The organism is Pseudomonas sp. P39-UII1 (genome assembly GCF_039672635.1).
In the GTDB taxonomy this organism is placed as follows: Bacteria; Pseudomonadota; Gammaproteobacteria; order Pseudomonadales; family Pseudomonadaceae; genus Aquipseudomonas.
Genome location: NZ_JBDFPP010000010.1, coordinates 32,198 through 57,974, shown reverse-complemented (window position 1 = coordinate 57,974; position 25,777 = coordinate 32,198). Strand labels below are relative to the sequence as shown.

Below are 25,777 nucleotides of genomic sequence, written 5' to 3'. Positions count from 1 at the left end.
GCCAGTGCTGCGAGCGGTCAGCTCGACTGGGCTATGTGCCCGTCCGACAGCTCCTCGACCGACTCTTCTTCGTCCGGCAGTGCCGTGATCACGCTGAAATCGCTGACCTCGACCTCACCACCGCCATACCCCAGCAAATGGAAAGAGAACGCTTTGCGCACGGTCGGGTTGTCGAAGCCGAATTCCATGTCCAGCGGCTCATCGGCGGTCACGCGAATCTCTTCCGGCAGCCCCAGCGGCACATCCTGCTCCAGCTCCTTGGCCTTGAGTTGAATGTAGGCGGCATGCTGCGGGTCGAGTACCCGCACCTTCACCCGTACACGCGTCCGAGAGCCCTCGGGCATTTCCAGATACTGAGCGCCAATCAGGTTGTCGGCCCAGTCGTCGCGGATCTGCGCCTGCAACTGGATGGCCGAGGGGCCACCGAACTGGTAGCGCAGGTTGAGCGGGGTCTGCAGCAGGGACTGGTCGAGCACACCGGCGAGGGCGCCGAGCTGTGGGCCGAGGGTGCTGTCGCCGGCGCCCAGGTACTTGGCCTGGTCAGCGATGAACCCTTCGCTGGCATAGCGGCGGCAGCGCTGCTGGAAGTCGCACTCGGTGAACACGCCCTGGCCGTTGTGGTAACGCAACATGCCGTTGGTGTAGGAGATCATTTCCCGGCCGCTGTCGTAATCGCGGAACATCGAGCGCCCGGCCAGTGCCACGGGCATCGGCAAGGCAAAGTAGTCGAGCAGGGTGTTGGCCAGGTCGACGTGGCCGTAGGTGCCGCGTTTTATGTGCGGCAATTGCGCCTGCTCCGGTGCCAGGGTCAGGTTGAACCCCCAGGAGGAGGCCAGGCGTACGCCATCGATACCGTGGGACTCGTCCGAAGTCACCACCACCAGGGTGTCCTTGAGCACGCCCTGGCGCTCCAGGTTGTCGAGGAACGCGCCGATGGCGTCGTCCAGGTACGCCACTGCTGCCTGCTTGGGCGTGTCGTAGCGGTCCAGGTAGTCTGCAGGCGCCGAATAAGGCTGGTGGGTGCCCACGGTCAGCAGGGTGAGCATCCATGGGCGCTCCTGCTGCCTGAGCTGGCCAACATAGTCCAGCGCGCCTTCGAAGAATGCCCGGTCATCCTTGCCCCAGGGGAACTCCAGGTAGTTGTCGTTGCTGAACCATTCAAGGCCATGCACCGAGTCGAAGCCGATGTGCGGCATGATCCGGTCCTTGGCCATGAAGCGCAGGCCCGCACCCTGCAGGTAATGCGTGGTGAAGCCGGCCTGGCGCAGTTGGGCAGGCAGGCAGGCTTGGTTGCGCTGGTGCTGGGTGAGCAGCTCCATGCCCTTGGGCGTGCCGTTGGCCAGCTTGTCGTAGTCGCCGCAGAGCATGGCGTACAAACCGCGGATGGTCTGGTGGGTATGCAGCACGTAGTCCGGGGTGTTCATGCCGCGCTCGGCCCAGCGGCTGAGGTTGGGCATCAGGTCTTCGTCAAAGCGGCTGTGCAGGGCCTGGCGGTTGGGCCGTACATAGGCGCCGGGGATGCCTTCGACGGTGATCACCAGCAGGTTGCGCGCATTGCCGGGGCCAGCGAGCAGCCGCTGGCCATGCAGGTCGGGCTGGGTCAGCCCGGCGCTTGGCAGCGGTGTAACGGGTTGCGTCTGCCCGGCCCAGCCGAGTGCCTGCTGCTGCAGGTCGGCGACGCCGGCGGACAGTAGCTGGTGCGCAAGGTTGTATTGCCGCCACTGGTCGGCATCGGACGGCGCCAGGTGCTGGCTACCCCAGTGCAGGCCGAACAGCGCCAACGGGATGGACAGGGCTTTCAGCCCGAATGCGGCGCCACGCTGGCCACGGCTGCGCCAGGCAGCCAGCGCCCAGGCCAGCAAGCCTGCACCCAGGGCCCAGGGCAGCCAGGCGTGGGCCAGGCCACCGCCGGTGGAGTTCTCCATGAATTGGGGGTCGAACAGGTAGCCCAGGTCGGCACTGTTGGGCAGCCGCCCGACCGCACTCACCAACTCGGCCGATGCCACCCACAACGCGGCCCATGCCACCAGCACGGGCAGGGCCAGCCACAGCGGCCGGCGGTGCAGAAGCAGTACCAGCAGGCTGCCAAGCGCGAGGTCCGACACATAGCCGAGCGGGTTGGACCAGCCCAGCAGGGCGCGCGCAGCCAGTGGAACCACCAGCACCAGGGCTGCCAGGGCGACAAGCCGGGTGTGCGAGGGGCCGAGCAGGTTTTTCACGAAAACTTTCCTTAATTGCCGTTAAAACGTCACTAATCTGTGCGCGATGATAACAGGCTGGGGTCAGGAAAGCGGTGGGCTACAAGGTTGGTTACCAAAAGCCGGGCCCGCGCGGGCCCGGGCATCGAGCGGTCAGAAGTAGTAGGGGAATTTCAGGCTGAAGGAAAAGTCTGGCGCGTCGTCGGTCAACCCGATGGACAGGTTTGGCACAATGGTCAGGTTGTTGGAGGCCGCGAAGGTCATGCCGATGTTGAAGTTGGCCGCGTTGTAGTCGCTGTTGGTGATCGATTGCCAGTCGCCGCCGTCGGGTTTGATCTTGCTCTTGCGCGAGAACTGGTCGGTGACCGAGAACGACATGCTCATTTTTTCGTTCAGGGCGAATGCGATACCGCCACCAATCTGCCAGGAGTCACCCAGCTTCACGTCGCCTGGCACCTTGGTATTGACCGTAGGGCTGATGTCGCTGAACGAGTCTTCCATGTTGTAGGTGTAGGACAGGCTGCCGAACAGCACTGCCGGGTCGAATGTCTTGACCAGCGAGATGCCCGGCGTGATCGCCCAGACACCGTTACCGGTCGGGAGGTCTTCAGGCACGGCGAGGTTGTCGTTGCCGGCCACCTGGATCAGCTTGATGCCATACGGGTCCTTGCCGGTTGGCGCCTTGACGCGCAGGGTGGCGACGGCGTCTGGCCAGTTCTCCGACTCGTCGATGAACTTGTAGGCTACGCCGAAGTTGACGTCGCCGATGGTCGGGTCGCGGGTGACCGTACCGTCCGAACTTACCCCCGCAGCGCCGCCGGCACCGCCGGAGGAGTAGGTCGATTCGCGGTAGACAATGGGTACGTTAATGTCGAACTGCCAGCGCTGGTCGACGTTATAGCGGGCGGTCAGGTCAAGCGTCCAGTTGTCGGCCTTGATACGGTCGATGTTGATATTGCCGAGGAAGATCGAGTCGAGCGCGAGGAACCCGTTGAGGGTCAAGGCGCGCGTATCGTAATGGGTGTAGGTCAGGCCGGTTTCGACACTGAACTTGCCGCCGCCGAAGAAGCCGCTGGCTTCGTCGTACAGGTTGGACACGCTCTGCGCCGGCTCCGAATTGTCCTGCAGCGATTGCCCATACGAGCTGCCGGTGGTGCCTGGCGCGCCGGAGGCCACGGTTTGCGCACCCTTGACTCCTTCGGCGGGCGATTTGGTCAGGCGTTTCGGTGCGGGGGCTGGCGGTGCCTCTTCCACCTGCTTGAGCCGTTGTTCCAGCACCATCAAGGCGTTCTGTTGGGCTTCGTAGCGCTGTTTCAGCGCGATGAGTTCCTGTTTGAGTTGCTCGACCTGTGGGTCGGTTGCCGCCTGTAGCAGAGTGGCCGGGGCCAGGGTTGTCAAACAAACGATAGCTCTGAACGTCAACAAACGGTGCATGGATTAGCCGTCCCTTCTGACTACATACGATGAGACTGAGCGTAGATCAGTATCCGAGATTGCGAAGGCCTTTGAGCTGGTCAAGGTTGGTGCCCACCGATCCGGCCGTGGGCGCGTTGTCACGCAGCACCACATTGAGCGACGTCAGGTTGCTGACGCGGTTGCTGGCGCCCAGCAGGGTGGTGTTCTGCATCAGCCCACCTTGCCCCAGGCGCTGCAGGGTGCTGCCCTGGTTGTCGCTGGCGACGATACTTAGCTGCACCCCCGTGCCGCTGGACGAAACGCTAAGCGAGCCTGCGCCATTGGCGCCGACCAGCGTGGAGCCAGCCGCCAGGGCCTGGCCCTGGGGTTGCGTCGCCGGCGCCTGGTTGGCCTTGGTTACATTGATGTCGACATTGTTATGGGCGGTGTTGTAATCGCCGGCAGCCCGCACCACCTGGGTTACCCCTTCGGTGGTGTTGAGGCCGCTGCCCCCCGTGACGGTCCCCGTCCCGGCGCTGCTCGGTTGCGCGCCGCCACTGCCTTTTTCATTGATCATCGACACATAGAATTGCGGCTTGATGGTGGTTTGCTGAACCTGCATGGCCGACGTTGCCCCGATCACCTCACCATTGGCGTTCTGCCAGGTGCTGGTCATGACGATGCCGAAGCTGACGATGCGCCCGGGCATCACGTAGCGCCCGCGCAGGTTGGCCAGCTCCTGGTCCTTGAGTTCGATCGGTTTGAACGTTTGTGCCTGGGTCGGCAGGCTGGCAGCCATGCAAAGGGCGGCCAGCCAGATAGAAGTCTTCATGGGATGCTCCCGGAGCGTCTTGCCCACAGTCGTTAGAAGAAGTCGCTTTGGATGAAGCCGAAGTCCATCAACTCGGCGTCCTGCACCGGGGTGAAGTTGCTGACGCGGTTCTTGGCGCTCAGCGGCAGTGGCGGGTCGAGCAGGGCGTTGGCCTTGTCGTACCCTTGGCCGATGACGGCAAAGATGATGCCGTTCCAGCCTTTGACGAAGTCATCGAGCTTGAAGCGTTTGTGGCCGAGCACCGGGTCACCGATGTACACCCAGCCTTTGTCGACCTTTTGCATGACCACGAAGTGCTTGTAGCCGCGGATGTCCATCAGCACCACCACGGGGATGCGGATGCTGTGCAGCGTGTCAGGGGCCACCTTGTAGCCGCGTGCGCGCATGCCAAGGCTTTCCACGTAGCGCTTCATGTCGAGCATCGAAAAGCCCTGCGTGCGGACCAGGTCCGGGTCGGCGTGTTCCAGCATGCCTTCGATGATCTGATGTTCGTCGACGTCAAGCCAGTAGGCTTGGCGCAGGATGGTTGCCAGCGACGCTGCGCCGCAACTGAAGTCGGTTTTCTGCTGTACCAGGTCGGCGAACTTGCGCTCGCGGATGCTCTGGATGGGCTTGTAGATCACCGCGCCACCGGGCAGGACGGACAACGGCATCTGGGCTGCTTCGCTCACACTGGCCATGCACAGCAAAAACGCCAAGGCGATAATGCGCATGTTCGACGCCCCCTGTTTTTTCTTGTTAGAAAGAGGCCCCCCGAAGGGGGCCTCCAGGCCGCAGTGGTTACATCGAGGTGTTGGAGATGGCCAGCGAGTTGCTTTGCTGGTTGCCTACACCGGCTGCCACGTTGACGCCCAGGTTGCCGCTGCCGCCATTCACCGAGCCACTCAGGGTTGCGGTGTTGGTTACAGGGTTGGCCCAGCCGGTCGGGGTCAGCACTTGGAACGACACGGTGTTGCTCAGGGCAAACTCGCTAGACTCGCTGAAGCTCTTCGAGATGCTGTCCGACGATTCGGATGCTTTCTCGCCAGCTTTCTCGTAGGCCGAAGCGCTCGCTTTTTCCCATGCCGAGGCGTTTGCCTTCTCGTACGACGTATCGCGAGCCTTGTCATAGGACGAGTCGCGGGTGCGGTCATACGAAGAGTCGTACGCCTTGTCGAAGGACGAGTCGAAGGACTTGTCAAACGACGAGTTGCTGGCCGACTCGTGCGAGCGGTCGATCGATGCATCCAGCGAAGCGCTGAGCGATGCGTCGAAGTCGGAGCTGCGCGACCGGGTGAAGTTGCCGAAGGTTTGCGACGACGATGCACTGCCGTTGGCACTGGCATCGAGCGAAGCATTCAGCGAAGCGCTAGACGAAGAGCTGTGGTCGCGGCTGGCCGAACCACTGGCATCCCAGCTGTTGGAGCCACTGGCGGTCATGCTGTTGGTGCCACTGGCGCTGCTGCTGTTGGAGCCGCTGGCGGTCATGCTGCTAGACCCGCTGGCGCTGCTGCTCTTCGAACCGCTGGCGCTGTTGCTGTTGGAGCCGGACGCGCTGTAGCTCGAGCTGGAGCTCTTGTCGACGCTTGCATCGTACGCACCGCTACGCGAGGCCGAGCCACTCGAAGAAGTGGTGAAGGTCAGGGTGTCGAGGGTGTAGGTGCGGTCGGCACGGTTGTTCACTTCCAGGCCAGGGCCGTTCTGGTCGGCCGAAGCGGTGGCGCTCGAGTTACCGATACCTGCGGCATTGTTGGCGATTGCCATGGTATTTTTCTGCTGGTTCAGGTCGCCGCCAGCAATGTTGATACCAATGTTGCCGCTGCTGCCGTCAGCCGAGCCGCTCATGACCGCAGAACTTTGCGTCGACCAGTTGTTGACGACGTTGTTGTTGCTGCGCTGAACCACCTCGGCGCTGGCGGTGGCGGTGCCGAAGACGAAGCTGTTGTCGATGTCGGCGTTATCGGACGAGGTGTTGGCGATGGCCGCGGCGTTGTCCTGCTGGTTGCCGTTACCGGCCGCCACGTTGACGCCGACGTTGCCACTGGCACCCGCGCCGGAGCTGCTCATTTCGGCTTCGTTGATGGTGCCTTCGTTGCGGATGGAGTTACCCGTGCTCCGTTGGGAATCAGTAGCTGTGGCATTGGCGTTGGTATAAACCGCCCTGTCCATCTGCTGGTGATTGTTGTTGTTATTGTGGCCGTGGCCACCGCGTCTATCGTTCTGATCCGCTTGTGCAGCAACAGCCATGACCGCAGCAATTGCGAAAACCAGAGGCTTGATTGCCATCGAGGGTTTCATGGTGTTTCTCCGTCTTCTTTAGGTTAAGTGTTGTTCTTACCTTTTTGGGTCAATTGGCGACCCGTACGCTCAGGGTGTTTGCCGTCTGGTTGCCCACCCCGGCGCTCTGATTCAGCTGGATTACCCCGCGGCTACCGGTGAATGCCTGGTCACCGGTGGTGACCTGGCGATAGCCGGGGGAGGTGTCAGCTGGATCTGAGCTGTTGATCAGCGCCACGTTCTGCTGCAACAGGACGCTGTCATCGATGCTTTGTGGTTGTGTACTGAGGCTGATGCGCAGGGCGTTGGCCTGCTGTGTGCTGGCGCCGGCGCTCTGGTTCACGCCCAGTGCGCCACTGCCATGGCTGAAGGCGTCGCCCTGGATGCTGGCACTGGCGCCCATGTTGGGGTCGACGATGGACTGCTGGCGTTGGCGGATCTGCGTGCTCGCAGCCGCTTCGCGGCCGGTGGCGATCGCCCGGGCATTGGCCTGTTGCTGCAGGTCGCCCGCGGCCTGGTTGACGCTGAAGTTGCCTTGGTACTGGGCGCCGGAACTGTCGATGTTGGCGCTGTTGATCACGGGAACGGGGGATTGGGCGAGGGCCGATGCACTGCACAACGTGGCGAGGATTAACAGCGTCTGCCTCATCTCATTTGCCTCCGGTCAGGATCTGCAGAGGCGCAAGGCCGCGCTGAACGCTGGAGTTGACCATGTTGGAGATACCGTTGCCCGAGCCAGTGCCACGCCCGGCTGCCATGTTTGGCAGTTGGTTCTGGTTGCTGATGTTGCCGCCCAGGTTGTCGGTCTGTTGGGTGATCAGCGAGGAGATCCCGGTGCCGCTGGTGATGTTGGCGAAGTCGCCATCACTCAGTTCGGTGCTCTGCTTGAGCACGTAGGCGGACGGGTTGGCGTTGGCGGTGGTGGGGTAGGGGTCGGGTGCCAGGGGTGCACGGGTGGCCATGCGCGGTTGCACATCGCGGGTGATCACGATGATGCCGTTGTCGGCCTGGACCGGCAGGCTCAAGCCTGAGCCCACTACACAACCCACGAGCACCAGGCGAGCGATGCCTTTGTCCAGTTTCCTCACGACGGCGATTCCTTCTACGAGCGCTGGCGTGGTGCAGCGTTGCGAGGAGGAGAGCACGAGGCGTGCCGCTTTTTAGAACTGCTTTGATATCAGCAGGTTGCGCCAACTACCTGGGGGCGGTGGGAAATTGTTGTATCAGCGCTGAGACAGATTTCGCTGCACGTGAGGTTTTGCCCGTTATGCACGTTGCCCGAGGAGCATTTCCCGGCAATGTCTCATCCGCTTGACACTCGCCCCTCGATTGCCGAAGAAGCCCGCAAATACGGGGCTCCAGTCGCTATGGGGTGTGTCAGCGGTTTAACACTCGGTGGCACATTCCGGTGTTTTTCCCTCCAGCAGGTGCTGTACGGCGCGCAATGCTGCCGCGCTGCGCCGTGGCCAGTCGCCGTCAATGATCTGCAGCTTCTGCCCATGGCCTTGCAGCCAATGCAGGCTGTCATCGAAGAACCTTTGACGGTCAGCCAGGTCAGGCTGGCAGCGCTGGGGGTCGGCCACCCAGCTTACGCCCTGTGGGCTAAGCAGCAAGTGCAGGTCGTACGGGCGTGACAGCAGGGCCTCTTCCAGCCAGGGTGGGCAATCCTGGAACAGCGCGCGGCTCCACAGCATGTTGCTGAGCAGGTGGGTGTCGAGGATCAGCAGTTGCGGCGCTTGCCCCCGTGCCTGGTCTTCCCAGGCCAACTGCCCAAGGGCGATGGGGGTGATGTCGGCGTAGCAGGTGTCACGGCATTGCTGGTCAATGAAATGCCGCACGTATTCGCCGACCACCACGCCGCCGAAGTGTGCCTGAATCTCGCCACTGAGCCAGCTTTTGCCGCTGGATTCGGGGCCGCATAGCACCACGACTTTCATGCCTGCACCTTGCTTGCCTGCAGGGCCGGGTCACGGCGCCATTCCCGCCAGCCACGCACGGCAATCAGGGTAAGCACGACGAAGAAGCCCGCCGTGAAGTAAAGCTGCTGGTGCAGGTACTGGCCGACATAGACCACATCCACCACCATCCACAGCGGCCAGCATTGCACCCGCTTTTGCGCCATCCACAGTTGCGCGACCAGGCTGAAGCCGGTCAGCGTGGCGTCGAGCCAGGGCAGGGCAGCATCGGTCCAGTGGGCCATGGCCGCGCCGAGGGCGACGCTGATCACAACGCCTGCAGCCAGCCCGGTGAACACCGCCTGGTTAGACAGGCGTGACACGACGCGCGCGTCCTGCGCTCGGCCGGGGCGTTTCCACTGCCACCAGCCGTAAAGTTGCAGTACCGCGTAGGCCAGTTGCAGCAGCATGCCCGAGTACAGCTTTACCTCGAAGAACAGCCAGCCATAAATAAGCACCATCACCAGACCGATTGGCCAGCACCAGGCGTTCTGTTTGACGGTGAGCCAGACGGCGGTGACGCCAAGCACGGCGGCGATGAGTTCGAGGCCGGACATCGGCGATCCTTGGAAAGGGGAAGGGCCGCGATTGTAGCCTGTAGGCGCGGCCTTGTGTCGCGAAAGGGCTGCTGTGGCCGCCGAAGCGGCCAGGCCTTACAAGACGCGCGCTTTCAAACCTTGAACTGCCTCAGCAACAGCTCCAGCTCCTCACTCAAACGGCCCAGCGCCACCCCGGCGTCGCTCGACTGGCGCGCCGCATCGGCGGTTTGCTGTGACAACCCGGCCGTGTCCAGCACATTACGGTTGATCTCCTCGACCACATGCGACTGTTGCAGGGTGGCGCTGGCGATGGTGGCGTTGAGCACGGTGAGGTTGTGCAGGGCCTGGCTGATGGCATCCAGGCTGGAACCGGCCTCACGGGCCTGTGCGACGGTTTGGCGCGACGCCTCGCTGCTGGTATCGATGGCCCTGACCGCTGCGTCCGACTGCCCTTGCAGGTGCTCGATCATGGTGTGAATTTCGGCGGTAGATTGCGCAGTGCGCTGGGCCAGCAGGCGCACTTCATCGGCCACCACCGCGAAGCCACGGCCCTGTTCACCCGCGCGGGCCGCTTCGATGGCGGCATTGAGTGCCAGCAGGTTGGTCTGCTCGGCGATGGAACGGATGACATCGAGCACCCCGCCAATCTTGGTGCTGTGCCCGGCCAGTTCGCGGATCACCTGCACGGCCTGGTCGATGGTCGCCGAAAGCCGGTCGATCTGTTGCAGGCTGGCGTGGATAGCCTGCTGGCCATGCTCCACCTGCTGCTGCGCTGCGCGCATTTCGCCGGCGGCCTGCTCGGCTGTCTTGGCCACGTCCTGCACCGCATAGGTGACTTCGTTGACGGCAGTGGCCACCTGGTCCATCTGCATCGACTGCTGCGCGCTGCGCTGTTGCGCCGCGCCGGCATTGTCACCGACACGCCCGGCCGATTGCGCCAGCGAATGCGCTGCGCCCTGCAACTGGCCGACCACACCCTGCAGCTTGCCGTTGAAACGGTTGAAATGCTCACCGAGGTGAGTGATTTCGTCGCGCCCGTGCGTATCCAGGCGCCGGGTCAGGTCGCTTTCGCCGCTGGCGATGTTGCCCATGGCCTGCACGGCGTCCTGCAAGGGCTGGGCAATGCTGCGGGCGATCAGCATGACCACCAGCGCCATCAGCAGGGCGATACCAAAGCCGACCAGCGAGGCATCGCGCAACTGGCGGGCGAACTCGGCCTGTACGTCGTCGATGTACACACCAGAGCCGATCACCCAGCCCCAGGGCTTGAACAGTTGAATGTACGAGGTCTTGGCCACGGGGTCGCTGGCACCGGGTTTGGGCCAGCGGTAGTTGACCGGGCCGGCGCCCTGGCTGCGGGCAAGGGCGGCCATCTCGTTGAACACGGCAAAACCGTCGGGGTCGCGAATGGCCGAAAGGTCCTGGCCGTCGAGCTTGGGGTTGGCCGGGTGCATGATCATCTTCGGCCCCAGGTCGTTGATCCAGAAGTAGTCGTTCTGGTCATAACGCAGCGCTCGCACCACCTGCAGGGCCTGTTGCTGGGCGGCCTCGCGGCTGAGCGTGCCGGCGGCCTCAAGGCCCTGGTAATAGGCCAGCACTCCGGCCGCGGTCTGTACCACATGGCGGGTTTTCTCGGCCTTTGCCTGGTACAGATCGCCATGGATCTGGCGCAGCATCAGCAAGCCCAGCACCACCAGCATCGCCACAGCCACCAGCAGGATCAGCCATAAACGGCGGCTGATCGACATCGACCTCAAGGTCTTCATGAATAGCACTCCGCATTGTTCTTGTTATCAAGGTGCATCCAAGCATGCTTTGGCGGTGCTCCCTAGCCGACTTATGGCTAAGTGCCATTTATTGCCTGATCTGCCAAATACCGCACAAGCCATTGCAAAGCCGCTCTGTTAGGATTTCGGCCGTGCAAGATGAAACCTTTAGGGCTTGTGAACTTTTCTACTGGCGTTGGTCCCACCAGTCGCTGTAAAAATGCCGCGCCGCGTGCGGCAATCAAAAGCAAATCAAGAATAAGGGGCCTGCAAGCAGCAGCGCTCCAACCGGGGGAATGATGGATTTTTGGACTGCCTTTCAGGCAATCATCTTGGGTGTGGTCGAGGGGCTGACAGAGTTCTTGCCGATTTCCAGTACTGGCCACCAGATCATCGTCGCCGACCTGATCGGTTTCGGCGGCGAACGCGCCATGGCCTTCAACATCATCATCCAGCTGGCGGCGATCCTGGCGGTGGTGTGGGAGTTTCGGCGCAAGATCCTCGATGTGGTGTTCGGCCTCACCAGCCAACCTGCGGCGCGGCGGTTCACCGGCAACCTGCTGCTGGCGTTCATGCCGGCCGTGGTGCTGGGCGTGCTGTTCGCCGACATGATCCATGAATACCTGTTCAACCCGATCACCGTTGCGACCGCGTTGGTGATCGGCGGGGTGATCATGCTCTGGGCCGAGCGTCGCAGCCACCGTGTAGAGGTGGACCACGTCGACGACATGCGTTGGTCGCATGCCCTGAAGATCGGTTTCGTCCAGTGCCTGGCGATGATCCCAGGAACCTCGCGCTCCGGCTCGACCATCATCGGCGGCCTGCTGTTCGGCCTGTCGCGCAAGGCGGCGACGGAGTTTTCATTCTTCCTGGCGATGCCGACCATGGTCGGTGCAGCGGTGTACTCGGGGTACAAGTACCGCCATCTGTTCGAGCCGAGCGACCTGCCGGTGTTCGCCCTCGGTTTCGTGACGTCGTTCATTTTCGCCATGATTGCGGTGCGCGCGCTGCTCAAGTTCATCGCCAACCACAGCTACGCTGCCTTCGCCTGGTACCGCATCGTCTTTGGCCTGCTGATCCTCGCCACCTGGCAGTTCGGCTGGGTCGACTGGTCGACGGCGCACGGCTGACATGGCACGCACGCACACCGCACAGCGGCCCGCCGCGGGCAAGGAGGAGGGTGTACGCAATGTGCGCCTGAAGCTGCTGGTGCTGGGGCTGCTGTGCCTGCTACCGCTGGTGGGCGCTGCGCAGATGGCCTGGAGCGGGCAATCGTGGCTGCCGCTGGCCGTGTATCCGGCAGTGAGCCTGATCACCGCCTTGCTTTACTGGCAGGACAAGCACCAAGCCCGTACCCAGGCCTGGCGCACGCCAGAGAAGGTGCTGCACGCCAGTGAGCTGCTGGGCGGCTGGCCTGGGGCCCTGGTGGCGCAGCAGCTGTTTCGGCACAAGACCCGCAAGCTGTCGTACCAGCTGATGTTCTGGGCGATTGTGCTGCTGCATCAGCTGTTCTGGGTCGATCACCTGCTTCTGGGCGGGCGATTTCTCGCGTTGGGTTGAGGCCTGCGGCTTACAGCAGCAGGCCTGCCTGCAACCGTTTCGGTAGCCGTCGCACCACCAGCTGGTGCGAGCGCTGCAGCAGATCGCACAATTCTTCACGGGCCATGGGGTAGGGCGGTACCATGCTGACCCACCGCGCCCGCGCCAGGTACGGCGCCGGGCGCACGCCAGGGCGGTCGCAGTAGCCCAGAAACAGCTCATCGGCCACCTTGAACGACAACCCCGCACCCGCCAGGTCGAGCACCGCGAACATCTTGTTGCCGGCCACCGAGAACACCCGGATGCCGCCCCATTTGTAATCTTCCCGCGCGCCAGGCAGGCCCAGGCAGAACGCCGCCACCTGCTCTTCGGTCATCTTCTGCTTAGACATAACGCTCTCCACACGCCTCGAACGACGCTGCCAGGTGGTCGATCCACACCCGCACCGCCGGCAGCAGGCCACGCCGATGCGGGTAAACCGCCTGCAGATAACCGCCCGGTAATGACCAGTCCGGCAGCAGCCGCACCAGTTCGCCGCGTTGCAGTTCCTCTTCGCAGAACATGCTCGGCAGTGCCGTAAAGCCCAGCCCGGCTTTCACGGCGGCGTTGCGCACGACGAAATCATCGATGGCCAGGCGCGGCTCCAGGGCCATTTCCTGCTGACGGCCATTGGGCCCCAGCAGGCGCAAGTGCACCAGCCGGTCAGCTTCGGCGGCGCCCAGTACGGGCAGCGTCGCCAGTTCCGACGGCTCGCGTATGTGGTCGGCAAAGCCCGGCGCGGCCACCAGCTGCATCTGCGCCTGGCGCAGGCGGCGGGTGACCAGCGCCGGGTCCTCGTCGCCCAGGTCGCGCACGCGCAGAGCAACGTCGATGCCTTCGGAAATCAGGTCGACGCGGCGGTTGAGCAGCACCATGTCCAGCTGCACCTGAGGGTATTGCGCCAGGAAACGGCTGATCACATCCGGCAGAAACGCATGGGCCAGCGCCACCGGGCAGGACACCCGCAAGCGCCCACGCGGTTCGCTGCTCATGCTCGCCACTGCCTCATCCGCGGCCTCGGCCTCCAGCAGCATGGCCTGACAATGGTGCAGGTAGCGTTCGCCCACCGCGGTCAGCTTCAGCTGGCGCGTGGTGCGTTGCAGCAGCCGCGTACCCAGGCGTTCTTCCAGCTCGGCGATGCGCCGCGACAGGCGCGACTTGGGGATGCCCAGCTGGCGCCCGGCGGCGGCGAAGCCCCCGGCTTCTACCACCCGGGCGAAGTAGAAGAGGTCGTTGAGGTCTTGCATGGCTGTCTCACTGTTCTATCTGTGGGACAAACTAACGCATTTTTGCCGACTTATCAGCCATTCGACGCCCCGGTAGGATTCTCCCCATCGTGATCGCCCAACGCTGCGGTCTTCATACACAGGAGAGTCCCATGAAACTGTTGCACATCGATTCGAGCATCCTGGGTGACAATTCCGCCTCCCGCCAGCTGAGCCGTGAAGTGGTCCAAGCCTGGCAAGCCGCCGAGCCGGGTATCGAAGTGGTTTACCGCGACCTGGCCGCCGACGCCATCGCCCACTTCTCGGCCGCTACCCTGGTCGCTGCTGGCACGCCGGAAGACGTACGCGACGCAGCCCAGGCCTTCGAAGCCAAGCTCAGCGCCGAAACCCTGGAAGAATTCCTCGCCGCCGACGCCGTGGTGATCGGTGCGCCGATGTACAACTTCACCGTACCCACCCAGCTCAAAGCCTGGATCGACCGCGTTGCCGTTGCCGGCAAGACCTTCCGCTACACCGAGGCCGGCCCTGAAGGCCTGTGCGGCAACAAGAAAGTGGTGCTGGTGTCGACCGCTGGCGGCTTGCACGCAGGCCAACCGACCGGTGCTGGCCATGAAGACTTCCTCAAGGTGTTCTTCGGCTTCATCGGCATTACCGACCTGGAGATCGTTCGCGCCCACGGCCTGGCCTACGGCCCGGAACACCGCAGCCATGCCATCGATGCCGCCCAGGCGCAGATTGCCAACGAGCTGTTTGCCGCCGCCTGATCGGCAGGTACGAAAAAACCGGCTGTCGCCGTGCGGCAGCCGGTTTTTTTCATTCAGTTTTCATCTGCCCCACCCCAGCCCCGACCTATTCTGACGCTATCCCCTCGCTCCGCGTGGAAGCGCCGGCCGATGAACCTTTCCCGTTGCTTGCTGGCACTGCTGCTGTTCGCTGGCCTGTTGGCGCCTGCCGAGGCTGCGCCCTGGGTCGCCGGGCTGCACCACATGACCCTGACCGACCCCGTCGATGCGCGCCCGATGCAGGCGCTGGCGTTCTACCCGGCACAAGGCACCGCTCACAGCACCCGCATTGACGGTTACCCCGTCGAAGTCGCCGATGAAGCCCCGGTCGCCCTCGGGCAGTTCCCGCTGCTGGTGCTGTCCCACGGCAATACCGGCAGCCCGCTGGCGCTGCATTACCTGGCGACCGGCCTGGCGCGGCAAGGGTTTGTGGTGGTGGCGGTGGTGCACCCTGGCGACAACGCCCGCGACCCTAGCCGCCTGGGCACCCTGAGCAACCTGTATGGCCGGCCTTTGCAGGTCAGCGCTGCGATTACCGCCGCCCGTGACGATGCCTTGCTCGGGCCTTACCTGAACGATGGCAAAGTGGGCGTGATCGGTTATTCGGCCGGCGGCGAAACGGCGCTGATTCTCTCCGGCGCCCAGCCCGACCTCGACCGCCTGCGCCAGTATTGCCTGGAGCGCCCCACCGACGCCGATGCCTGCAAGACCCACGGCGTGCTGATCGCCGACCGCAGTGAGCTGGCGCCCAAGGCCGATGCCCGCGTGGGGGCGGTGATGCTGATGGCCCCGCTGAGCCTGATGTTCGGGCGCCACGCCTTGGCCAGTGTCAGGGTGCCGGCACTGATCTACAGCGGCGACAACGACCAGCTGCTGGCCGTGGACCGCAATGCCGAGGCGCTAGCGCGCAAACTGCCGGTAACGCCGGACTACCGCCTGCTGGCAGGCGCCGGGCATTTCGTGTTCATGGCCCGTTGCGACAAGGAGCAGTGGGCCCGCATGACGGCGCTGTGCAAGGACGCAGCGGGCGTCGACCGCCGCCATATCCATCACTCCCTGCAGCGCGACACGGCTGCCTTCTTCAGCCAGGCCCTTGGCGCCCCGGAGCACGGCGAGCGCTCAGCCGCGACGGCTGCGCCGCGCCAGCAACAACGTTAGGCCCACCCCGGCCAGGGCCAGCAAGGCGGCTACGCAGAAGATCGAGGCATACCCCAGGTGCACCGCCACGGCGCCCATCACCGGCCCGGCCACTGCCAGTGCCATGTCGAAGAACACCGCGTAGGCGCCCAGCCCGGCACCGCGGCTGCTGCTGGGCACCTGCCTGATCGCCTCGACACCCAGCGCCGGGTACACCAGCGACAGGCCAAAACCGGTCAAGCCGGCACCGACCAAGGCCCAGAGCGGCGAGGGCGCCAGCCATAGCAGGCTCAAGCCGAGCACTTCGGTGGCCATGCAGGCGACTGCCACGTTGTAGCCGCCAAAGCGGTTAACGGCGTTGACGAACAACAGCCGCGAAACGATGAAACACAGGCCGAAGGCACTCAGGCACCAGGCCGCACCTGCCCAGCCGCGCTCCAGGTAATAAAGGGTGACGAACGTGGTCAGGGTGCCGTAACCGATCGATGCCAGCGTCAGCCCCAGGCCGCAAGGTGCAACCCGGCCGAACGCCGACCAGAACGGCAGCCGCTCACCCCGCACCACCAGCACGTCCGGGCGCTTGCGCAGCACCAGCAACCCCAGCACGGCAAGCACCAGCAAGGCGGGTCCGAGCACGCTGAAATCCAGGCCATCGACCGCCAGCACCCCCACCGGCGCGCCGATGGCGATGGCGCCGTACGAAGCGATGCCGTTCCAGGAAATGACCCGCGCCGTATGCTCAGGCCCAACCTGGCTGATGCCCCAGCTTAGCGTCGCAACACCGATCAGGCCCTGGGCAAGCCCCAGCAGCAAACGCCCGCCCAGCAACAGTGCCAGGCTCAGCAGTGGCAGGCTCAAGGTCCAGGCCGAAGCGAACGTCAACACCCCGCAGGCAGCAATGCCCATCAGGCCGTAACGGATCGCCTGCTTGCCGCCCAGGGTGTCTGCCACGCGCCCGGCAAACGGCCGGCTGAGCAGGGTGGCCAGGTACTGCAGGCCAATGGTCACCCCGGCAACCACCGCACCAAAGCCCAGCTGATCGTGCACATAGCTGGGCAACACCGCGATCGGCAGGCCGATGCAGAGGAATGCGATAAAGGTGTAGAAGACGATCGACAGGATCTGCAGGGTGATGCTGAAGGTACTGCTGGCGGGGGCGGGCTGTTGCGCGGTCATGGGCTCGTTCGCGGGCGGGCGGTTGGGCGTGGCTTCATCATGGCCGTTGCGCGAAGGAAATGAAAGCAGGCTAACGAATTAATCCTCGCGGCTGCCCGCGATGAGGTCCGCCCGGCCACCCGAAGATGACCAGGCCACCTCACTTACCTCAGACCACTACACCCTGGCTACGCAGGTAGTCGTCATAAGTACCGCTGAAGTCCACCACACCGTCCGGCGACAGCTCGATGATGCGGGTGGCCAGCGACGACACGAACTCACGGTCGTGGCTGACGAACAGCAACGTGCCCGGGTAGTTTTCCAGCGCCAGGTTCAGCGCCTCGATCGATTCCATGTCCAGGTGGTTGGTCGGTTCGTCCATCACCAGCACGTTCGGCTTCTGCAGGATCAGCTTGCCGAACAGCATGCGGCCCTGTTCACCACCGGAAATCACCTTCACCGACTTCAGAATCTCGTCGTTGGAGAACAACATGCGCCCCAGGGTGCCGCGGATGACCTGTTCACCGGAGGTCCACTGGCCCATCCAGTCGAACAGCGACACGTCGTCTTCGAAGTCGTGCGCGTGGTCCTGGGCGTAGTAACCCACTTCGGCGCTGTCGGTCCACTTCACGGAGCCGGCATCTGGCGTCAACTCGCCGACCAGCGTGCGCAGCAGGGTGGTCTTGCCGATGCCGTTGGGGCCGATGATCGCCACGCGCTCGCCGGCTTCGACCGTGATGTCGAAGTTCTTGAACAGCACCTTGTCGTCGAAGGCCTTGGCCATTTTCTCGACCACTACGGCCTGACGGTGCAGCTTTTTGGTCTGCTCGAAGCGGATGAACGGGCTGACACGGCTGGAAGGCTTGACCTCGGCCAGCTGGATCTTGTCGATCTGCTTGGCCCGCGACGTTGCCTGCTTGGCCTTGGAGGCGTTGGCCGAGAAGCGGCTGACGAAGGTCTGCAGCTCGGCGATCTGGGCTTTCTTCTTGGCGTTGTCCGACAGCAGCTGCTCGCGCGACTGGGTGGCCGCGGTCATGTACTCGTCGTAGTTGCCCGGGAACAGGCGCAGCTCACCGTAATCCAGGTCAGCCATGTGCGTGCACACGCTGTTGAGGAAGTGACGGTCGTGGGAAATGATGATCATGGTGCTGTTACGCGCCGTCAGAATCGTTTCCAGCCAGCGGATGGTGTTGATGTCCAGGTGGTTGGTCGGTTCGTCGAGCAGCAGCACGTCCGGGTCCGAGAACAGCGCCTGGGCCAGCAGCACACGCAGCTTCCAGCCCGGCGCCACTTCGCTCATCGGGCCGAAGTGCTGCTCCAGCGGAATACCCAGGCCCAGCAGCAGTTCACCGGCGCGCGATTCGGCGGTGTAGCCGTCCATCTCGGCGAACTCGGTTTCCAGCTCGGCGACGGCCATGCCGTCTTCTTCGGTCATTTCCGGCAGCGAGTAGATGCGGTCACGCTCGGCCTTGACCTTCCACAGCTGGCCGTGGCCCATGATCACCGTGTCGATCACGGTGAATTCCTCGTAGGCGAACTGGTCCTGGCGCAGCTTGCCCAGGCGGGTGTTCGGCTCGAGCATGACCTGGCCACCGGACGGGTCCAGGTCGCCGCCGAGGATCTTCATGAAGGTCGACTTGCCGCAACCGTTGGCGCCGATCAGGCCGTAGCGGTTGCCGTTGTTGAATTTGACCGAGACGTTTTCGAACAGCGGCTTGGCGCCGAACTGCATGGTGATGTTAGCGGTAGAAATCAAAGTGCTTGTCCTGCGGGGGTTCCAGAGGTGTATTTAGGCCCTCTTGTCTGTGTTGGGCCAGTTCTGGGCCAATTCGACTCGGGGCGGCAGCTTCTCCAGCTCCCTCCAGTCCGAGGAGGAGCTGATCCATTTCGCGTAGGTAGAGGGCAACATCTCGACGCTGTGACCGAGCGGGTCTGCGATGAACGCAGGGTTCATCCCAACCATCAGGCTCAGGGTTGCAGAGGTGTGGCGGGTGTCGTACTGCCGGCGTTCACGGATGGCCAGCGCCTTGAGCGCTGATTTGAAGGGACGGATTGTAACACTTGGTTAGTCAAGCGCGCACGTAGCTGTTCGTCTCGCCGCCTTATGCAGCAGTGAATTGCGTTGCGTAGCCGCACCCGCTCAAAACTCCAGGTCACCCTGCCGAGCGGGTTCACTGATCGGCTCCAGCAACGCTGCCCCCTGATTTCGTACATTGCCCACAGCCTTGTCGACGGGATACCAGCGAAAATCCTCAGCCGGCCTGCAACCGCCCTGCATGATCGCGACTGCTCGCGCTGGTGATGTGGCCGAGTCAAGCCACTCCCTTGCCGTTTCCGCTGTGAGCACCAGCGGCTTCCTGTCGTGGATGTCTACCAAGCCCTGGTCGGCAGCCGCCGTGATGATCACGAACCCATCGCGTTCATCTGGCTCCAGGCCCTGGTGCACTTCGGCAAGCGCTGCGAAATACAGCGGCCCGCCGTCGGCGCTGGTGATGTAGTAGGGCTGCTTGCGTTTCGGGTCTGCAGGGTCGGGTATCCATTCGAACCAGCCGTTCGCCGGCGCCAAGGCGCGGCCGCCTGGCCATAGCCCTTTGAAGAATTTCCCGGTCACCACAGTCTCGCCCCGTGCATTGATCGGGTCTGGGCGCTTGCCCTTCGCCCAGAACGGCGACCACCCCCACTTGACCCGGTCCACGCTCAGCCCGCCCTCCACCTGGCGAATAATCTCGACACGCGTCGAGGGCGCTACGTTGTAGCGGTCGATTGACGCGTGGTCATAGCCATTGATCACCACCAGGTCCAGTGACAGCTGCCGAAGGTAGTGATCCATCGACTCGTAGATCGAGTACCGCCCACACATATGCACCTCTCGCTTGTCAGAAATTTCGCTGCCCAGGATTGACCGGGCGAACGATGCCGGATTAACTGTATATGCATACAGCCTGCATCGGACCTTCCATCATGACCATCACGTTCCTGGGTACGCCAACCGGCGGTACCGAACCGCTACCGCTGTACTCATTCCATGTCCCGGCAGGTTTTCCATCACCTGCGGCAGACCACCTGGAAGGTCATATTTCCCTCGATGAGCTATTCGACCTCCGCGCGCCGCATGTGTATCTGGTGAAAGTCGAGGGCGACAGCATGCAAGGGGCGGGCATCTATTCTGGTGACATCGTCATCGTAGACCGCGGGCGTGAAGCAGAGCACGACGATATCGTCATAGCAGCAGTCAATAGCGAGCCTGTCTGCAAGCGGCTGCACCGCCGCGCCGGGGTGGTGATGCTCAAGTCCGAGAACCCCGCCTACCCACCGCGTTACATCATGGAAGGCGACGAGCTGGTTGTCTGGGGTGTGGTGCGGTACAGCGTGCGCGACCATGCCCAGTGACCAGGTGTTCGCGCTGATCGACTGCAACTCGTTCTATGCGAGTTGTGAGCGTGTGTTCCGGCCCGATTTGGCCAGGACGCCCATCGTCGTGTTGAGCAACAACGACGGCTGCGTGATTGCCAGGTCGTACGACGCCAAACCGTTCGTGAAAATGGGCGAGCCGTACTTCCAGGCAAAGGACAGGCTGCGCAAGCATGGGGTCATGGCCTTCAGCAGTAATTACGCGTTGTACGGCGACATGAGCGAGCGTGTCATGACGCTGATCGAGTCGATGGTGCCGGCGACCGAGGTGTACAGCATCGATGAGTGCTTCGCTGACCTGCGCGGCATTCAGGGCAACCTGACCCAGTTTGGCAGGCAGGTGCGTGCGCGGATCTTTCAGTGCACGGGGATCCCCGTGGGCGTGGGGATCGCGGCCACCAAGACGCTGGCCAAGCTGGCCAATCACACCGCCAAGCGCTTGCTGGAGCAGACCGGTGGGGTGGTCGATATCTGCGACCCCTTCAAGCGCGACTGGGTGCTGCGCAATACCGACGTGAAGGAGGTGTGGGGGATCGGCCGGCGAATGACAGCGCACCTTGAGGCGATGGACATTCGCACGGCCATGGACCTGGCCAGAGCGAACCCGGCGACGCTCCGCCAGAAGTTCAGCGTGGTCGTGGAGAAGACCGCCCGGGAGTTGCGTGGCACACCGTGCCTGGAGCTTGACGAAGCTGTACCCCCGAAGCAGGAAATCTGCTGCAGCCGCATGTTTGGCAAGCGGCTTGCCGAGCTTGCGCCAATCAAGCAAGCGGTGGCCACCTACGTGGGTCGAGCGGCAGAGAAACTCCGCGCCCAGGGGTCGGTGTGCAAACGCATGCGCGTGAGCATCCGCACCGGGATGTTCAACCCGGACGAGGCGCATCATGCCCAAGGTGCACTGGTGGAACTGCCTTACCCGACCTGCGACACGCTGCTGATGACCCGGCTGGCCACCGATGCAGTAGCGCGGGTTTTCCGGCCGGGTTTCCGTTACAGCAAAGCTGAGGTGCTGCTGATGGACCTGCGCCAACCTGGCGAGTTTTCCGAAGACCTTTTCGCGCTCAAGCAGTCGGTAGCGTGTGACCGGCTGATGCAGGTGATGGACGACATCAACGAGCGTTGGGGCAGGGGGACCATGAGAGCGGGCAGCGTGCCGGTGTCCCCAGACTGGGGAATGCGTAGGGACATGATGAGCCAGTCATACACCACGCGGATTGATCAGCTGTGGACCGTCAGGTGTTGAGGTACCGTTCGGGGTGGGCGGGGCTTTCTACGGAAGATCGCGTATTGCGGTCTCTGTAGGAGCTGGCTTGCCTGCGATCGGCTGCGCAGCAGTCGTAAATGCTGTATCCGCATTCTGTCTGGCACTGCGCAGATACCGATTTTACGACTGCTGCGCAGCCGATCGCCGGCAAGCCAGCTCCTACACCAGCCGATCGCAGCAAGCCAGCTCCTACACCATTCGGGCAAAACCTAGAGCTTGTATTGAATGGTGTAGGACGCATCGGTTCGAGGTTCAATGATAACCGGCATGCCGAATAGCTTGCCTTTACATTCGCTGACGACGCAGCGATACACAGACCCCTGCTTGAGCTGGGTCCACAGGCCTTCGTCATGTATCACGATGCGCACGACTCGGTTTTCCGGAGCATCTCTGACCTGAGCAACATGGTGGTCCAGGTCGCAGCCGAATTCCGGCGTGGTGAACTCGGGGTCATAGCCGATCAGCACCCCGTGCCGTTTAAGATCGTCCCTGATACGCTCAATCACGTCGTCTGCTTCTTGTTTTAGCATGATCGTCATCTCACGGTGCTTGAACACATCAAAACTCTAGCTGACCCTGATGATTTTTGCTGTTCAACAAAGCAATCAACGGCCGCTTGACGCTAAACGGCAGCCTGGCCGATCATTGCCTCACCCCGTCATGCCTGCGCGTGTTGAGGCGTGATGCAGAAGCCCGACATAACGTCGGGTTTTTTCGTTATGGGGCAATTACACGATTCAGGATGTGTGGGTTGTTGCGATTTACCAGAAGAAAGCTGTATCGGTTGTTCAGGCGGTGGTTTGTCTACCTCTCTATTGCAGGCGCGATGGGAAGCGCCAACCGGCTGTTCGAGCATTTCTCCTTGTGGAAATCCTGGCATCTGGTCAAAGGCATTGTCGCGCACTGGGTCGTTTACTGAGCTGTCATGCCTCAGCGGCGTTCTACACTTTGTTGAACTGCGACCGTTGATCAGGAGTTTTGTATGGAGCGCTTACTGTTGGGTGCTGTTCTGCTTGCCATGGCCAGCCTGGCCAATGCCGATATGCCGTTGGTGAACGCTAACTGCCCGGGCAACATTGAAGTGCATGCGGACGAGGGCGGGCCGGTGTATATCAATGGCAAGGAAGCAAAGCTGAAAAAATTCAGTGATGCCTACTACGAGGCCAAGGGCAGCGGGGTGACCATTTCCATTACGATCAACCCCGACGAGTCGCTGGGGGTGTCGTACACGGGGAAAGGGGGCGTGAATGGGGTGTGTGAACTGACTGAGCAGGATTGAGCACAGTCGTTCATATAGCGAACAAGAATATTGGCGCTTTGCTGGCGCGGTTTAATATAGTCACGCCTACAACTAAAACAGGGGCTTTTCTGCTTCGCCAATTTTGCAACGTACTTGCAGGGGGCTGCAGGAGTGTGTCGCGTGAAGAGCCCAATATCATTCGCAGGTGCAATACTGATGTCGGCTTTGGCTACAAGTTTCATTGCGGGGTGTGCACAAAACCCTGATGTTCGTGATGGCCACGATTATACGTCTGGCATTACCGACAAGAGCCCGCCGGATTATCTAGGGTGCGTCAAGGAAGAGTTGCATGGCAGTGCAACGACGTATGAAGTCGGTACCGGTGACGCGCTGAAGCTGTTCGTTGACAGTACTGATCCCACTACTGCCAACGGCTTGATAGAGCTGCGTAACGCCGGCACGCACCATCAATTCACCGCCTACCAACGTGATGCCTGGTATGACCACGGGCGGTTACTGGACGCGGCACTCATGTGCTCCAAAGCCTGATCGTAGTGTAGGAGTTGACCTGTGATCGGCTGTTGTAGGAGCTGGCTTGCCGGCGATCGGCTGGTGTAGGAGCTGGCTTGCCTGCGATCGGCTGCGCAGCAGTCGTAAATCCTGTATCCGCATTCTGTCTGGCACTGCGCAGATACCGATTTTACGACTGCTGCGCAGCCGATCGCAGGCAAGCCAGCTCCTACAAGGATCGCGTAGAACCCGGTACAGAGTTACCGCCGCGCATATGGAATGCGCCGCAAGTTCTACCTTGGTGGATTAGTGCATTGGCAAAAGCATGGCTAAAATGCACCCTGTCCACTTGGGTCAATTGCAAATGCCTACACTTCGCATTCTTTTCTGCTCCGTATTGGTCGTCGGCCTTGCCGGCTGCGCAAACCCTGGTAAGCCCACCGCCAGCAAGCTGACCAACAAATCCCCCGATGTCTATGCCGCGTGTGTCTTGCCAAAGTGGCAAGCACTGGCGCCGCTGACTACGCAGAAGTCCATCAGCCACGGTTATCGGCTGACCGCGCCCAGCGCAGTGGCATCGGATGAAGTCCTCGAAGTGGTGGAGAGCCGCGCAGGCAGCCGGGCGACGTTTTACAAAGGCAGCTTCCTGTCGGGCAACAAGCTGCGCCAGGCGGCGAGGGAGTGCCTGGATTGACTGCCCCATAGCCCGACCCGCCGGCATGAGCGGGCCGCGGCTTTTCTAGCGCATTTCAACCTTCAGGTTCATTTGCCGGCATTGCACCTCCGCGTCCACCTTGCTCGGGTAGCTGGGTTTGAGCCGCTCCTTCGCATGGTTGTCATAGATGTCGAAGCCCCCGCATACCGTAGCTGCGCAGTACCTGCCACTGATGCGCAAGGACTCCCTTTCGATGGGCACAGCAGGAACGATAACGAATCGTGGTTGCATTGATCGTGCCTCCCCAGGCAGAGACTTAAGTATTAGTACCGCAAGGGATAACCAGCAAGGAAACTCATGGATAAATGAGCAGGGCGCACGATCAGCGACCCGTTGGTCGGATTGTGTAAGGTTTTGGTAAAACCGACTGCAACGTACGCATCAGTGGGTACTCTGTTCTAGATAGTCCAAACCGATGATTCAACAGATGAACACACTTCCGTCGCAGCTCAATGCTGAACGCGGGGCGTTCTCCAGTTTCGAGGCGTGTCGCAATACCCAAAAGGGCCCTGTGGTGATTCTCGCCTCAGGGGCCTCGGCCAGGCAGTTCCCCTTGCGTGAATTCGCCCACCTTCCCGTCATTGCCATGAATGGTTCAGTCGCGCTCACCGCCGCCTGCGGGATAAAGCCGTTTTTCTACGTCTGCACCGACAAGAGCTTTCGTGATCAACAGCCTGAGCTGTTTGCCACGGCCTTGCGTGACAGCGAGCGCCTGGCCCTGTGGCCCGAGCAGTTCGCCGGCGCGGATATTCCGGCAGGCACCGAGTGCTACCCGCTGCACAAGGCCGACAACCCGGGAGTACTCGATGGCTTGCGCGGGCATGGTGCAAGCCATGTCTGCAGTCGCGCGCTGTGGAGCAAGCGGGCGCGCTCGATCGCCTTCAGCAAGGACCTGTCCAGTGGCTACTACGATGCTCGCACGGTGGCCTATGTCGCCCTGCAGCTGGCGTACCACCTGGGTTTCGAGCAGGTGCTGATGGTTGGTGTGGACCTCGACCAGTCGCTGGGCCGTTTTTACGAGAACGGCGAGGGCGAATGTTCACCTTGCGGGCTCGACCAGCACTGGGACAGCCGCATCCTGCCATCGCTGGCGCTGATGGCTGAGCACGTAGTCAACGAACATTTTCAGGTGTACAACCTGTCTGCCGTGTCGCGCATCCCGCCGGCGTTGATCCCCCGAATCGGCCTGGCCGAAGCGCGGCGCATCGCGGCCTGAACATTACCGGCGCAAGAAAGCGAGTGCGCAGGCCGGGGCAGGGCGCTACAGTGCGCCGACCTTGCCACGCAGTGAGTATCTTGCATGTCCAGCGCCTTCACCTTCATGCATTCCCCGGTTGGTACCCTGACCCTGGTGGCCCGCGGCGATTGCCTGGCCGCCGTGCTGTGGCAAGAAGAGCGGGAAAACCGCGTGCGCCTGGGCGCGCTGCACCGTGATGATCAGCAGCCGATACTGCGCGAGGCCGCGCGCCAGTTGGGTGAGTATTTTGCCGGCAAGCGCCGACGTTTCGAGCTGGCGCTGGACTTTGCCGGTACCGAGTTCCAGCGCCAGGTGTGGGCGGCGCTGCTGACCATTCCATTTGGCGAGACGCGCAGCTACAGCGACATCGCCCGGCAGATCGGCAGCCCCAGTGCGGTAAGGGCGGTGGGCGCGGCCAACGGGCGTAACCCGATCTCGATCATCGCGCCGTGCCACCGCGTGATTGGCGCGTCCGGAAGCCTGACCGGTTTTGCCGGTGGCTTGCCGGCCAAGCAATTCCTGTTGGCGCTGGAAGGGCGACAGAGCCTGGCGTTGGACTTGTAGCCGATACAGCCCGCAGC

The 25,777-nt window shown here is 62.5% G+C and carries 29 protein-coding genes and 1 pseudogene; 12 read left to right on the top strand and 18 right to left on the bottom strand.

Annotation, left to right across the window (positions count from 1 at the left end):
* Window positions 1-17: 17 nt before the first annotated feature.
* From ABEH27_RS14685 to ABEH27_RS14640, 10 genes are all read right to left on the bottom strand, one after another.
* Window positions 18-2,219 carry an LTA synthase family protein gene (locus ABEH27_RS14685; RefSeq protein WP_346614281.1) on the bottom strand — a complete coding sequence of 734 codons (2,202 nt, stop codon included), beginning with the start codon at window positions 2,217-2,219 and terminating at the stop codon, window positions 18-20.
* Window positions 2,220-2,351: 132 nt separating this feature from the next.
* Entirely contained in the window at window positions 2,352-3,632 is a 1,281-nt protein-coding gene (locus tag ABEH27_RS14680; protein WP_346614280.1) for a hypothetical protein, read from the bottom strand.
* Window positions 3,633-3,678: 46 nt separating this feature from the next.
* Window positions 3,679-4,425, bottom strand: coding sequence for a hypothetical protein (locus tag ABEH27_RS14675; RefSeq protein WP_346614279.1), 747 nt, complete (start codon window positions 4,423-4,425; stop codon window positions 3,679-3,681).
* Window positions 4,426-4,457: 32 nt separating this feature from the next.
* Window positions 4,458-5,138 carry a C39 family peptidase gene (locus ABEH27_RS14670; RefSeq protein WP_346614278.1) on the bottom strand — a complete coding sequence of 227 codons (681 nt, stop codon included), beginning with the start codon at window positions 5,136-5,138 and terminating at the stop codon, window positions 4,458-4,460.
* Between the two features lie 67 nt (window positions 5,139-5,205).
* A complete protein-coding gene (locus ABEH27_RS14665; RefSeq protein ID WP_346614277.1) occupies window positions 5,206-6,702 on the bottom strand; it encodes a heme utilization protein in 1,497 nt (498 codons plus the stop codon).
* Window positions 6,703-6,751: 49 nt separating this feature from the next.
* Complete coding sequence (locus tag ABEH27_RS14660) at window positions 6,752-7,330, bottom strand: adhesin (protein WP_346614276.1); 579 nt, start codon at window positions 7,328-7,330, stop codon at window positions 6,752-6,754.
* A 1-nt stretch (window position 7,331) separates the two neighbouring features.
* Window positions 7,332-7,769, bottom strand: coding sequence for a hypothetical protein (locus ABEH27_RS14655; RefSeq protein WP_346614275.1), 438 nt, complete (start codon window positions 7,767-7,769; stop codon window positions 7,332-7,334).
* Window positions 7,770-8,066: 297 nt separating this feature from the next.
* On the bottom strand, window positions 8,067-8,618 hold the full coding sequence (locus tag ABEH27_RS14650; protein ID WP_346614274.1) for an AAA family ATPase: 552 nt from the start codon (window positions 8,616-8,618) through the stop codon (window positions 8,067-8,069).
* Window positions 8,615-9,193 carry a nicotinamide riboside transporter PnuC gene (gene pnuC / locus ABEH27_RS14645; RefSeq protein WP_346614273.1) on the bottom strand — a complete coding sequence of 193 codons (579 nt, stop codon included), beginning with the start codon at window positions 9,191-9,193 and terminating at the stop codon, window positions 8,615-8,617. The genes ABEH27_RS14650 and pnuC overlap by 4 nt, the downstream gene beginning before the upstream one ends.
* Before the next feature lie 113 nt (window positions 9,194-9,306).
* Window positions 9,307-10,941 (bottom strand): methyl-accepting chemotaxis protein, encoded by a 1,635-nt coding sequence (locus tag ABEH27_RS14640; RefSeq protein WP_346614272.1) that lies wholly within the window; start codon window positions 10,939-10,941, stop codon window positions 9,307-9,309.
* A 299-nt stretch (window positions 10,942-11,240) separates the two neighbouring features.
* On the opposite strand from ABEH27_RS14640, the gene ABEH27_RS14635 reads away from it, so the two are divergent.
* Both ABEH27_RS14635 and ABEH27_RS14630 read left to right on the top strand, forming a co-directional pair.
* Entirely contained in the window at window positions 11,241-12,071 is an 831-nt protein-coding gene (locus ABEH27_RS14635; RefSeq protein WP_346614271.1) for an undecaprenyl-diphosphate phosphatase, read from the top strand.
* 1 nt (window position 12,072) lies between these two features.
* Entirely contained in the window at window positions 12,073-12,501 is a 429-nt protein-coding gene (locus ABEH27_RS14630) for a DUF1294 domain-containing protein (protein ID WP_346614270.1), read from the top strand.
* Between the two features lie 10 nt (window positions 12,502-12,511).
* Here the strand turns inward: ABEH27_RS14630 and ABEH27_RS14625 are convergent, their stop codons facing one another.
* Together ABEH27_RS14625 and ABEH27_RS14620 are read right to left on the bottom strand one after the other, a co-directional pair.
* Window positions 12,512-12,871, bottom strand: a complete 360-nt coding sequence (locus ABEH27_RS14625) for an MmcQ/YjbR family DNA-binding protein (protein ID WP_346614269.1) — start codon at window positions 12,869-12,871, stop codon at window positions 12,512-12,514.
* Complete coding sequence (locus tag ABEH27_RS14620) at window positions 12,864-13,766, bottom strand: LysR substrate-binding domain-containing protein (protein WP_346614268.1); 903 nt, start codon at window positions 13,764-13,766, stop codon at window positions 12,864-12,866. Before ABEH27_RS14620 ends, ABEH27_RS14625 begins: the two co-directional genes overlap by 8 nt.
* Window positions 13,767-13,897: 131 nt before the next feature.
* Between ABEH27_RS14620 and ABEH27_RS14615 the strand changes: the two genes are divergently transcribed.
* Entirely contained in the window at window positions 13,898-14,509 is a 612-nt protein-coding gene (locus tag ABEH27_RS14615) for an FMN-dependent NADH-azoreductase (protein WP_346614267.1), read from the top strand.
* A gap of 129 nt (window positions 14,510-14,638) precedes the next feature.
* Window positions 14,639-15,685, top strand: coding sequence for a dienelactone hydrolase (locus ABEH27_RS14610; protein WP_346614266.1), 1,047 nt, complete (start codon window positions 14,639-14,641; stop codon window positions 15,683-15,685).
* Here ABEH27_RS14610 and ABEH27_RS14605 read toward each other — a convergent pair.
* The 4 genes and pseudogenes from ABEH27_RS14605 to ABEH27_RS14590 all read right to left on the bottom strand — a co-directional run bounded on the left by ABEH27_RS14605 (window position 15,647) and on the right by ABEH27_RS14590 (window position 19,679).
* Window positions 15,647-16,840, bottom strand: coding sequence for an MFS transporter (locus tag ABEH27_RS14605; protein WP_346614265.1), 1,194 nt, complete (start codon window positions 16,838-16,840; stop codon window positions 15,647-15,649). The genes ABEH27_RS14610 and ABEH27_RS14605 overlap by 39 nt on opposite strands.
* A 148-nt stretch (window positions 16,841-16,988) precedes the next feature.
* Window positions 16,989-18,575 carry an ABC-F family ATPase gene (locus tag ABEH27_RS14600; RefSeq protein ID WP_346614264.1) on the bottom strand — a complete coding sequence of 529 codons (1,587 nt, stop codon included), beginning with the start codon at window positions 18,573-18,575 and terminating at the stop codon, window positions 16,989-16,991.
* 33 nt (window positions 18,576-18,608) lie between these two features.
* Window positions 18,609-18,893: pseudogene (locus ABEH27_RS14595) on the bottom strand (integrase); the annotation flags it as partial.
* A 66-nt stretch (window positions 18,894-18,959) separates the two neighbouring features.
* A complete protein-coding gene (locus ABEH27_RS14590; RefSeq protein ID WP_346614263.1) occupies window positions 18,960-19,679 on the bottom strand; it encodes an SOS response-associated peptidase family protein in 720 nt (239 codons plus the stop codon).
* Window positions 19,680-19,780: 101 nt separating this feature from the next.
* Between ABEH27_RS14590 and umuD the strand changes: the two genes are divergently transcribed.
* Together umuD and ABEH27_RS14580 are read left to right on the top strand one after the other, a co-directional pair.
* Window positions 19,781-20,209, top strand: coding sequence for a translesion error-prone DNA polymerase V autoproteolytic subunit (gene umuD, locus ABEH27_RS14585; RefSeq protein WP_346614262.1), 429 nt, complete (start codon window positions 19,781-19,783; stop codon window positions 20,207-20,209).
* Window positions 20,199-21,473, top strand: coding sequence for a Y-family DNA polymerase (locus tag ABEH27_RS14580; RefSeq protein ID WP_346614261.1), 1,275 nt, complete (start codon window positions 20,199-20,201; stop codon window positions 21,471-21,473). Before umuD ends, ABEH27_RS14580 begins: the two co-directional genes overlap by 11 nt.
* Window positions 21,474-21,703: 230 nt before the next feature.
* Here ABEH27_RS14580 and ABEH27_RS14575 read toward each other — a convergent pair whose 3' ends face one another.
* Entirely contained in the window at window positions 21,704-22,051 is a 348-nt protein-coding gene (locus ABEH27_RS14575; RefSeq protein ID WP_346614260.1) for a hypothetical protein, read from the bottom strand.
* 29 nt (window positions 22,052-22,080) lie between these two features.
* Here ABEH27_RS14575 and ABEH27_RS14570 point away from each other — a divergent pair, with 29 nt between their 5' ends.
* The 4 genes from ABEH27_RS14570 (at window position 22,081) to ABEH27_RS14555 (ending at window position 23,938) form a co-directional block, all read left to right on the top strand.
* A complete protein-coding gene (locus tag ABEH27_RS14570) occupies window positions 22,081-22,413 on the top strand; it encodes a hypothetical protein (protein WP_346614259.1) in 333 nt (110 codons plus the stop codon).
* Between the two features lie 63 nt (window positions 22,414-22,476).
* Window positions 22,477-22,773 (top strand): hypothetical protein, encoded by a 297-nt coding sequence (locus tag ABEH27_RS14565; protein WP_346614258.1) that lies wholly within the window; start codon window positions 22,477-22,479, stop codon window positions 22,771-22,773.
* Window positions 22,774-22,950: 177 nt separating this feature from the next.
* Window positions 22,951-23,283: a hypothetical protein gene (locus ABEH27_RS14560; protein WP_346614257.1), complete on the top strand. Its 333-nt coding sequence runs from the start codon at window positions 22,951-22,953 to the stop codon at window positions 23,281-23,283.
* A 295-nt stretch (window positions 23,284-23,578) separates the two neighbouring features.
* Window positions 23,579-23,938: a hypothetical protein gene (locus ABEH27_RS14555; protein WP_346614410.1), complete on the top strand. Its 360-nt coding sequence runs from the start codon at window positions 23,579-23,581 to the stop codon at window positions 23,936-23,938.
* Window positions 23,939-23,983: 45 nt separating this feature from the next.
* On the opposite strand, the gene ABEH27_RS14550 is transcribed toward ABEH27_RS14555, so the two are convergent.
* The gene (locus tag ABEH27_RS14550) at window positions 23,984-24,190 is read right to left on the bottom strand and encodes a hypothetical protein (RefSeq protein WP_346614256.1); all 207 of its coding nucleotides are present in this window, start codon (window positions 24,188-24,190) and stop codon (window positions 23,984-23,986) included.
* A gap of 196 nt (window positions 24,191-24,386) precedes the next feature.
* Here ABEH27_RS14550 and ABEH27_RS14545 point away from each other — a divergent pair, with 196 nt between their 5' ends.
* Both ABEH27_RS14545 and ABEH27_RS14540 read left to right on the top strand, forming a co-directional pair.
* Window positions 24,387-25,175, top strand: a complete 789-nt coding sequence (locus ABEH27_RS14545) for a lipopolysaccharide biosynthesis protein (protein ID WP_346614255.1) — start codon at window positions 24,387-24,389, stop codon at window positions 25,173-25,175.
* 84 nt (window positions 25,176-25,259) lie between these two features.
* Window positions 25,260-25,760, top strand: coding sequence for a methylated-DNA--[protein]-cysteine S-methyltransferase (locus ABEH27_RS14540; RefSeq protein ID WP_346614254.1), 501 nt, complete (start codon window positions 25,260-25,262; stop codon window positions 25,758-25,760).
* The last annotated feature ends 17 nt before the right edge of the window (window positions 25,761-25,777 follow it).

Coding starts and splice junctions, on each gene's coding strand:
- ABEH27_RS14670 (WP_346614278.1), bottom strand. CDS start 5,138: ATGCGCATTATCGCCTTGGCGTTTTTGCTGTGCATGGCCAGTGTGAGC.
- ABEH27_RS14545 (WP_346614255.1), top strand. CDS start 24,387: ATGAACACACTTCCGTCGCAGCTCAATGCTGAACGCGGGGCGTTCTCC.
- ABEH27_RS14640 (WP_346614272.1), bottom strand. CDS start 10,941: ATGAAGACCTTGAGGTCGATGTCGATCAGCCGCCGTTTATGGCTGATC.
- ABEH27_RS14560 (WP_346614257.1), top strand. CDS start 22,951: ATGTCGGCTTTGGCTACAAGTTTCATTGCGGGGTGTGCACAAAACCCT.
- ABEH27_RS14540 (WP_346614254.1), top strand. CDS start 25,260: ATGTCCAGCGCCTTCACCTTCATGCATTCCCCGGTTGGTACCCTGACC.
- ABEH27_RS14610 (WP_346614266.1), top strand. CDS start 14,639: ATGAACCTTTCCCGTTGCTTGCTGGCACTGCTGCTGTTCGCTGGCCTG.
- ABEH27_RS14550 (WP_346614256.1), bottom strand. CDS start 24,190: ATGCAACCACGATTCGTTATCGTTCCTGCTGTGCCCATCGAAAGGGAG.
- ABEH27_RS14665 (WP_346614277.1), bottom strand. CDS start 6,702: ATGAAACCCTCGATGGCAATCAAGCCTCTGGTTTTCGCAATTGCTGCG.
- ABEH27_RS14620 (WP_346614268.1), bottom strand. CDS start 13,766: ATGCAAGACCTCAACGACCTCTTCTACTTCGCCCGGGTGGTAGAAGCC.
- ABEH27_RS14590 (WP_346614263.1), bottom strand. CDS start 19,679: ATGTGTGGGCGGTACTCGATCTACGAGTCGATGGATCACTACCTTCGG.
- ABEH27_RS14605 (WP_346614265.1), bottom strand. CDS start 16,840: ATGACCGCGCAACAGCCCGCCCCCGCCAGCAGTACCTTCAGCATCACC.
- ABEH27_RS14660 (WP_346614276.1), bottom strand. CDS start 7,330: ATGAGGCAGACGCTGTTAATCCTCGCCACGTTGTGCAGTGCATCGGCC.
- ABEH27_RS14625 (WP_346614269.1), bottom strand. CDS start 12,871: ATGTCTAAGCAGAAGATGACCGAAGAGCAGGTGGCGGCGTTCTGCCTG.
- pnuC (WP_346614273.1), bottom strand. CDS start 9,193: ATGTCCGGCCTCGAACTCATCGCCGCCGTGCTTGGCGTCACCGCCGTC.
- ABEH27_RS14580 (WP_346614261.1), top strand. CDS start 20,199: ATGCCCAGTGACCAGGTGTTCGCGCTGATCGACTGCAACTCGTTCTAT.
- umuD (WP_346614262.1), top strand. CDS start 19,781: ATGACCATCACGTTCCTGGGTACGCCAACCGGCGGTACCGAACCGCTA.
- ABEH27_RS14565 (WP_346614258.1), top strand. CDS start 22,477: ATGGAGCGCTTACTGTTGGGTGCTGTTCTGCTTGCCATGGCCAGCCTG.
- ABEH27_RS14680 (WP_346614280.1), bottom strand. CDS start 3,632: ATGCACCGTTTGTTGACGTTCAGAGCTATCGTTTGTTTGACAACCCTG.
- ABEH27_RS14615 (WP_346614267.1), top strand. CDS start 13,898: ATGAAACTGTTGCACATCGATTCGAGCATCCTGGGTGACAATTCCGCC.
- ABEH27_RS14650 (WP_346614274.1), bottom strand. CDS start 8,618: ATGAAAGTCGTGGTGCTATGCGGCCCCGAATCCAGCGGCAAAAGCTGG.
- ABEH27_RS14555 (WP_346614410.1), top strand. CDS start 23,579: ATGCACCCTGTCCACTTGGGTCAATTGCAAATGCCTACACTTCGCATT.
- ABEH27_RS14635 (WP_346614271.1), top strand. CDS start 11,241: ATGGATTTTTGGACTGCCTTTCAGGCAATCATCTTGGGTGTGGTCGAG.
- ABEH27_RS14630 (WP_346614270.1), top strand. CDS start 12,073: ATGGCACGCACGCACACCGCACAGCGGCCCGCCGCGGGCAAGGAGGAG.
- ABEH27_RS14675 (WP_346614279.1), bottom strand. CDS start 4,425: ATGAAGACTTCTATCTGGCTGGCCGCCCTTTGCATGGCTGCCAGCCTG.